The organism is Lactobacillus sp., assembly GCF_051873315.1.
Lineage (GTDB): Bacteria > Bacillota > Bacilli > Lactobacillales > Lactobacillaceae > Lactobacillus.
In genome coordinates this window covers 1-7,575 of the sequence record NZ_JBJEES010000097.1, presented here as the reverse complement: position 1 = coordinate 7,575, position 7,575 = coordinate 1, and the positions used below count along the sequence as shown (strand labels likewise).

The following is a 7,575-nucleotide window of genomic DNA, read 5'->3' as shown; positions in this document are numbered from 1 at the left end:
TCCCCTGGGAGGTTGCCGGAGAAGCCGCGATCCACCGCCGGGTAGGTTAACTCGCCATGGTAGCCCTTAACCCGTTTACCAAAGTACAGATGGCTTAATGTGCCGCCCTTAACAACTGAAAATAGATAAGAAATAGATTGGTTGTGCAGGTGAAAGACCTGCTCTTTTGCATCATATTCAATCAGTTCTGACATTTTTTCTCCTTCTTGCTGCCACTTATTTGATTTTCATGATCGGATCACCGGCTTTGACTGTCTTGCCATATTCTTCAGTAACTGCCAGCTTTTCAAAGTCTTTTGAGTTTAAGACGGTGACCAGCACAGTATCATCTAAGCCGTGCTGTTTGATGGTTGGGTCCCAGAATTCAATAAGTTCTTGGCCTTTCTGGACCTTTTGCCCTTGGACAACATACTGTACAAAGCCAGTGCCGTTCAGCTTGGCCGTGTCAATCCCAATATGGATCAAGATCGTCAAACCATCAGCGCTCTTAAGACCGATCGCGTGCCGAGTTGCGAAGCTGGCCGCAACTTCCCCGTCAAACGGAGCGTAAACTCGGCCGTCATTAGGTTTGATAGCAAAGCAACGGCCCATCTTGCCACTGGCAAAGTTTGGATCACTGCTGTCTTTAAGTGGTAATAATTCACCTGCTACTGGCGTTGTCAAATATTGCTTTACATCTTTGGCTGAATCTGTTTTAGTTTCCGCACCATCATTTTCAAACTGCTTACCCCAAGTTTTCTCTAATTCAGCAACGATTTCCGCATGCTTTTGATCTGACAAAATCACCTTTTTGGCAAACATCAGCATGCTTAAGGCCAGGAAAATCGCAGGCAAAAGCAGCATGGCAATCTTGAATTTGACCTGGTTAGCTGCTGTAATAATTACCGCAAAATAAAAAATACTGGAATCGACTGATTCCAGTATTTTTATTGCTGTCAAACTTCTTAATCTACAAACTTAACAGCCGTCCCGTAAGCTACGACTGACTGCATATCACCAGCGATTGAACTTGAGTCAAAGCGCATCATGACCACGGCATCAGCACCAACATTCTTTGCTTCTTCTCTGAGCCGGTCCAGGGCCACTTCTCTTGAAGTCGTCAGCATCTTGGTGTAGGCCTTGATTTCCCCGCCGATCATGCTTTTAAGGCCAGCCCCAAAGTCAGAGGCAAAGTTCTTTGACTGAGTGGTTACGCCAAACACTTCACCGATCACTTCGTACTTGCGGCCAGGGATGGATTCCGTCGTTACAACCAACATTTTGTTTTCCATTTCAATTACCTCGTTTTCTTTAAACGTTTCCTAGATTGTAGCACAAATAGAAGGCTTTTGAAGGATTTTTTCTATACTTTTGTAACATTATAAAGCAATGAAAAAAGCTGCCCTAAGGCAGCTTTTTGCTAATCTATTGCTAATTAAGCATTAGCGTTTTGCTTAGCTTCTTCTTGTTCCTTCTTGTAAGTCTTAAGGTCAAAGCGCTTCATGAATGGATACCAAATTACGAAGGCTACGAGCGCGCAGACGATCGCTACAACAGCACCTCTCCATGACAAGGTAGCCAGGTAACCACCAAGGCCGATTGGAGTTGGCCATGGTTGTTGCACCTTGATGTCAGGCATGAAACCGATTGCGTGGAAGATGTAAGCAACGATGGCAGTAGCCATTGGCGCGCCGATGAATGGGACAAACAAGTTAACGTTGTAAACTACTGGCAAACCGAACAGGAATGGTTCGTTGATGTTGAACAATGCTGGAACAGCTTCAACCTTACCGATTTCCCGCAGCTGGGTTGACTTAGCGCGGCCAGCCATCCACCATGCGATCAGCAGGGTTGAACCTGAACCACCGAGGATGATGAAGGCGTTCATTGGGTCACCAGCAAAGAAGTTGTGAGCACCCTTAACGTTGGCAGCCAGGTTGGCCAAAGCGATTGGAGTGTAGAATGAATTCATGATGTTGGCACCGTGGATACCGAACCACCACAGGAAGTGGATGAAGAAGACGATAATCAAGAACCCCCACCAAGTACCGGCAATGTTGCCGACAAATGAGAATGGCACGTACATAACCTTGAAGATGTCAGTGCCCATCAGAACAAGGATCAAGTTAATAGTAGCAACTACAAATGCAACGCAGAAGCCAGGAATCAATGAACTGAATGAGTTGGAAACACCAGCTGGAACGACATCTGGCATCTTGATTTGCCAGTTGTGCTTAACCGTAAAGCGGTAGATCTGTACAGTCAGCCAGCCGATCACGATCGCCGTGAACAGACCAGTCGTACCAATTCTGGTAACACCTGAAGTTGAAACTTGGATACCACCACCGATGATGTTGTCAGCCTTCAGTGATTGAACGAATTGAATTGAACCGTTCTTGAAGACCATTTGCGGCACAGTGATGAACATTGCCATCAGCATCATGAACAAGGCGTTAAGTGGCACAATGTTGATCTTTTCTTCTTGTTGGTAGATCTTAGCGTATGAGTAAGTAAACTGCCCACCAAAGATCAGTGACAGGATACCCATGTTGGCGTTGTAAACAACCGTGAACATGTTTGAGAACTTGCCGAGCGTATTTGCGTACAAGGCAGCAAATCCTGGAATTGGAAAGGCCTGCGGCAGAACAGTCAGGATCAAGAAAATCGCCCCGACGATAGTGAATGGAATTACCGCATAACCTGAATCGATAATTGATCTAACAAACCGTGAACCAGCAAACTTCCCAATGCCAGTCGCGAGTTTATCTCTGAATGAGCTTTGTGCTTCAGCCATGATATTCTCCCCTATTTTTTCTCTTCATTAACTTTCGATAATCCTCTTTGAATTGCAATAAGGACCTACTGCTGATCCAAAGCCCGGCTCTTTTCCGCATTGCGGATCAGCGGCAAATATTTGTCTCTCCCCAGACAAATATTATGGATCCGTACCAAGACAGCTGCCGCAGCGGCCATCCCGATCAACAAAATGCAGAGCAAGGCTTGAACAGAACTCTTACTGCTTGCGAAAGGATAGATCAAACTCTTCAAAGGAGTAAACAAGCATATGCTCATCACCAAATTGAGGCCAAGTTGGAAAATGAGGTAGTGCCGAGTTTTTGGCACATCTGCCTGCTTGTTGTGCAGCTTGCCCAGCTGCTCAATCACGCTGACCATGCACCAAACGGTAGCTACAGCAGACAAAATCATCCCCGGCTGGGTATTGGCTGAATAGCTAACCAGCAGCCAGAAGAAATTGGCGAAAAAGAAAGCAATGACGAAGTAGCGAACCATCATGTAGCGGGCAAAGTACGCGTAGCGCACCCGGTCATCATGCCGTTTGTCCACATATGTCTGGTCTTGCTTCTTTTTTTGCTTTTGCTTCTTGATTTTTGCAGACATGCTTGCTCTCCTCCCTTGCGCTTATGCTTCGGTCTTCAGAGCACCGCTTGCGTAAAGCTTTTCGTACAAGTCAACCATTTCTCCCGCCAAGTCACGGAAGGTGATGGCATTCATCAAATGGTCTTGTGAGTGGACAACCAAAAGAGTCACGTGGGTGTGCTGGCCTTGGGCTTCCTTAGTCAACATGTCCGTTTGTGAGTTGTGGGCGTCAAGCAGAGACTTGTCTGCTTCTTCCAGCTTCTCTCTTGCTTCCTTGATCTTGCCAACCTTAGCCAGGCGGATTGCTTCAAAGGCCAAGCTCTTGGCGTTACCGCCGTTGGCAATCAAGCCCATGGCAGCCATCAAAGTTTCTTCTTCCCGGCTTTGCTGGTTTTCTGCTGCTTGCTTTAAAGTTTCTGAAGTATCGTTTAATTCAGCCATTTTTCAAATTACCTAATTTCTACTTCTACTCATCATCACATGCCCTTAGCAGCTCTCCCCTTCTGCCAAAAGCATTTATATCATCCTATTCAGCCATCAAGCTGTCAGCAAATTCCAAAACTTTCTTGCCGTTCATCATCCCGTAGTCTTGCATTGGGATAACGCCCATTGGAATGCCAGTACCTTCAAGCTTCTTTTCAAAGTCGCCCTTCATGTAGCCAACTTGTGGCCCAAGCAATACGCAGCTGATATCCATGGTGGACAGCTTGGTGTCGGCTTCAGAAGCCGGGCAGGCAAAGATTTCGTAGTCCTTGCCTTGAGCCTTGGCAGCTTCTTGCATCTTCTTAACGAGTAAGCTGGTGCTCATACCAGCCGCACAGTTCAACATAATGGTTTTAGTAGCCATAATTATTTCCTCCTAGACTTTTTTTGTGTTGTTTGTTTACGCTTACAGTGTATACCGTTTTCAGCTGAAAGTAAATGGCTTTCATTACATTTTTCTTCTGCCTGCTGAGTAAAAACAGGCTAAAATCCGCGTAATATCAGCCTTGAATCGCTATTTTATTTTTTTAGAAAAAAATAAAAGAACATGTTTTTATCGACTTAAGACTCTTATTTTGGACTTAAGAAGTAAGTTTTTGGCAAAGCAATAAGCCTGTTATGACGCTTTCAACTTTAGTTTCTTGCTTTCACATCTTTCAGTTTTCTTTCTCTAAGAAGAAAAAGTGCAATATTTTTTCTTTTCGCAACTTGCAATAACCGTGAATACAATCTATAATCAGAGTCGAAAGCGGTTACTTACCAAGATATGAAAACTTGTAAGTAAGCACTCGAGTAATGAAAATAGCGAAAAAGTGAAATTAGTAATGGAGGTTTTGCTCAATGTATTCTGCTAAAATGCCAGAAGGATTTTTATGGGGCGGCGCGGTAGCCGCCCACCAATTGGAAGGTGCCTGGGACGTTGGCGGCAAGGGCGTGTCCGTTGCTGACGTCATGACGGTCGGTTCAGCTACTAAACCTCGGGAGATCACTGACGGTGTCTTGCCAGGGAAGAACTACCCGAACCACTCAGCCATCGATTTCTACCATCACTATAAAGAAGACATCAAGCTCCTGGCCGGGATGGGCTTCAAGGCTTTCAGAACCTCCATTGCCTGGACTAGAATCTTCCCTAATGGTGATGACGCTGAACCAAGCGAAGAAGGCTTGAAGTTCTACGATGACCTGTTTGACGAAATGCACAAGTACGGCATTGAACCAGTCATCACTTTGAGCCACTTTGAAATGCCATTCAACCTGGCCAAGAACTACGGCGGCTTCACCAACCGCAAGACCATCGACTTCTTCGTCCGCTTCGCTGAAGTCTGCTTCAAGCGCTACAAGGACAAGGTCAAGTACTGGATGACCTTTAACGAAATCGACAACCAGAGTGCCTTCAACAATGACTTCTTGATGGCAACCAACTCCGGCATCCTCTTTAAGGACGGCATGACCGACGAAGAAAAAGAAGCTGCCATGTATCAAGCTGCTCACTATGAATTTGTGGCCAGCGCCCTGGCAGTCAAGATCGGCCACAAGATCAACCCTGACTTCAAGATCGGCTTGATGATCAACTACTCACCAGTCCGCCCACTGACTCCAAGCTCAGAAGACGCCCTTTTGGCCGACAAGTTCGAGCAGCACCGGGATTTCTTCTCTGACGTCCAAGTCTTTGGCGAATACCCGAAGGCAGTTGAAGCCTACATTGAAAAGCATGGCTACCGGCCAGACATCACTGACGAAGACCGGGTTGTCCTTAAGGAAGGGACTGTTGACTACGTCGCCTTCTCTTACTACCAATCAACTACTGTCTCCAGCGAAAAGGTCTCAGCCGATGAACTGAGCGACCTGGAAAAGGCTGTGGCCGTTAACCCAACTCTGAAAAGAAGCGACTGGGGCTGGGAAATTGACCCAGTCGGCCTCCGCCTTGCCTTGAACCACTTGACTGACCGCTACCACCTGCCGCTCTTCATCGTTGAAAACGGCTTGGGTGCCTACGACAAGGTCGAAGACGGCAAGATTCACGACCCATACCGGGTTGACTACCTCAAGAAGCACATCAGCGAAATGGAAAAGGCTGTGGCCATCGACGGCGTTGACCTGATGGGCTACCTGCCATGGGGGCCAATCGACCTGGTTTCTGCCGGGACTGGCCAAATGGACAAGCGCTACGGCTTCATCTACGTCAACAAGAACGACGAAGGCGTTGGCGACCTCAGCAGAACCCCAAAGGACTCCTTCTACTGGTACAAGAAGGTCATCGAGTCCAACGGGGAAGACCTTGACTAATCTTCTTTAATTATTATTGCCATACCAAACCCTAGACAAAAACGCGAAAAGCCAGCAAGATCTGCTTGTGATCTTGCTGGCTTTTTTCTGTTTATCTCTGTTTTTTTACTTTTTCTACTTGAAGTGGCTGCTGTAGACCGGTTCTTTGAAGCCCTTCTGCTCCTTGAGCCAGGCAGTACATTGCCTTGCCAGCTCTTCCGTCATTGCCTTAGACGCCGCGATCTGCTCTTGGCTGATCCCGTCGACATGGACACCGGCCGAGATTGTAATGCTGCCGGGCAAGTGGTCTTTGATTTTTTCAAAAAAGACTTGAGCCAGGAGGATATCCTTGTGGTAGCGGCCATCATGGCTGAAAAGCTTGACTTCCTCAACTTCCTGGCTGGACGCGTCATAGGTTAAGACTCCGCCTAAATGCGGCAGGTCCCCGCCTAGCAGGTTGACCAGGAGGTCTTTATTAGCCAAGGTCACTTCTGCCTGGATTTCATAGCCGGCTTCTTTGACGGTAAAAATCTGCTTCTGATTCATTGCCCTTCCCCCCATCTTTTGGCAAAATTGCTGGCAATGCCCAGATTGTCCAAGACCCGCATGTTGGTCTGATCCAGCAGGTCCTGGATCGTTTCCGGTCGGCCATAAAATGAGGGAATCGGAGGCATGATTTGGACGCCCAGTCTGGCCAATTTTAGGAGGTTTTCCAAGTGAATGGCTGACAAGGGAGTTTCCCGCGGCATCAGAATGAGCTTCCTCTGCTCTTTAATCATGACTCCGCTGGCCCGCATGATCAAGTCCTGGTCAAAGCCAAAGGCAATCCCAGCTACTGTCTTCATGCTGGCCGGCGCTACCACCATCCCGTCGACTTGGAAAGAGCCTGAAGAGATCGCCGCGCCAAGGTTGCCGTTGTCAGCCAGATGGTCAGCCAGGTCTTCTACCTGTTTTACGGTATAGTCAGTCTCAATTTCAATGTTTTTTCTGGCCCAGTCGCTCATGACCAGCCAGGTCTCGACTTCCGGCATGGTTTTAAGCTTTTTCAACAGGTCGATCCCGTAAATTGACCCGCTGGCCCCAGTCATGGCAATAACGATTCTCTTCATCTCTTCAGTCTTTCTTTAGTCCAAGTACTTTTTCCAGTCCGGCACTTCCTTGAAGTGGGCCCGTTCAAACTGGTCCTTCATATCAAATGGCACGGTTCCGTCGATCACCGTCTTTGAACTCATCCCTCTGAAGCGGATGGACTTAGGATCGTATTCCGGCCGCTCTGACGGGTCAAGCGGGTGGTTCCGCATCCCTGACAGGACCATGATGTCCATGTCCCCTTGAAAGCGCGTATTCATGGTCCAAACGACGTCATTCATGTCAAAAATATCCACGTCTTCATCGACCAGCCAGACCGTCTTCAGCTCCTTAAAGGCGGAGAAGGCCAGGATGGCTGCCTGCCGCTGGATCCCTTCATCA

General features: G+C 47.5%; 10 protein-coding genes and 1 pseudogene. 1 reads left to right on the top strand and 10 read right to left on the bottom strand.

What is annotated here, in order from left to right:
• The 7 genes from ACI32D_RS05860 to ACI32D_RS05830 form a co-directional block, all read right to left on the bottom strand.
• Window positions 1-194 (bottom strand): hypothetical protein (locus ACI32D_RS05860; protein WP_439775671.1); only part of this gene is annotated, 194 nt, incomplete at its 3' end.
• 22 nt (window positions 195-216) lie between these two features.
• On the bottom strand, window positions 217-843 hold the full coding sequence (locus tag ACI32D_RS05855) for a PTS sugar transporter subunit IIA (protein WP_439775670.1): 627 nt from the start codon (window positions 841-843) through the stop codon (window positions 217-219).
• Between the two features lie 101 nt (window positions 844-944).
• Window positions 945-1,271, bottom strand: a complete 327-nt coding sequence (locus ACI32D_RS05850; protein ID WP_439775669.1) for a heavy metal-binding domain-containing protein — start codon at window positions 1,269-1,271, stop codon at window positions 945-947.
• A 143-nt stretch (window positions 1,272-1,414) separates the two neighbouring features.
• A complete protein-coding gene (gene celB / locus ACI32D_RS05845) occupies window positions 1,415-2,773 on the bottom strand; it encodes a PTS cellobiose transporter subunit IIC (protein WP_439775668.1) in 1,359 nt (452 codons plus the stop codon).
• A 65-nt stretch (window positions 2,774-2,838) separates the two neighbouring features.
• Window positions 2,839-3,378: a hypothetical protein gene (locus ACI32D_RS05840; protein WP_439775667.1), complete on the bottom strand. Its 540-nt coding sequence runs from the start codon at window positions 3,376-3,378 to the stop codon at window positions 2,839-2,841.
• Between the two features lie 21 nt (window positions 3,379-3,399).
• Entirely contained in the window at window positions 3,400-3,720 is a 321-nt protein-coding gene (locus ACI32D_RS05835; RefSeq protein WP_439775672.1) for a PTS lactose/cellobiose transporter subunit IIA, read from the bottom strand.
• Window positions 3,721-3,883: 163 nt separating this feature from the next.
• A complete protein-coding gene (locus ACI32D_RS05830) occupies window positions 3,884-4,204 on the bottom strand; it encodes a PTS sugar transporter subunit IIB (RefSeq protein WP_439775666.1) in 321 nt (106 codons plus the stop codon).
• Window positions 4,205-4,680: 476 nt separating this feature from the next.
• Between ACI32D_RS05830 and ACI32D_RS05825 the strand changes: the two genes are divergently transcribed.
• Window positions 4,681-6,126, top strand: a complete 1,446-nt coding sequence (locus ACI32D_RS05825) for a 6-phospho-beta-glucosidase (protein ID WP_439775665.1) — start codon at window positions 4,681-4,683, stop codon at window positions 6,124-6,126.
• 114 nt (window positions 6,127-6,240) lie between these two features.
• Here the strand turns inward: ACI32D_RS05825 and ACI32D_RS05820 are convergent, their stop codons facing one another.
• The 3 genes and pseudogenes from ACI32D_RS05820 to ACI32D_RS05810 all read right to left on the bottom strand — a co-directional run.
• The gene (locus ACI32D_RS05820) at window positions 6,241-6,651 is read right to left on the bottom strand and encodes a hypothetical protein (RefSeq protein ID WP_439775664.1); all 411 of its coding nucleotides are present in this window, start codon (window positions 6,649-6,651) and stop codon (window positions 6,241-6,243) included.
• Window positions 6,648-7,214: a UbiX family flavin prenyltransferase gene (locus ACI32D_RS05815; protein ID WP_439775663.1), complete on the bottom strand. Its 567-nt coding sequence runs from the start codon at window positions 7,212-7,214 to the stop codon at window positions 6,648-6,650. The genes ACI32D_RS05820 and ACI32D_RS05815 overlap by 4 nt, the downstream gene beginning before the upstream one ends.
• 15 nt (window positions 7,215-7,229) lie before the next feature.
• Window positions 7,230-7,575 (bottom strand): annotated as a pseudogene (locus ACI32D_RS05810) (UbiD family decarboxylase); the annotation flags it as partial.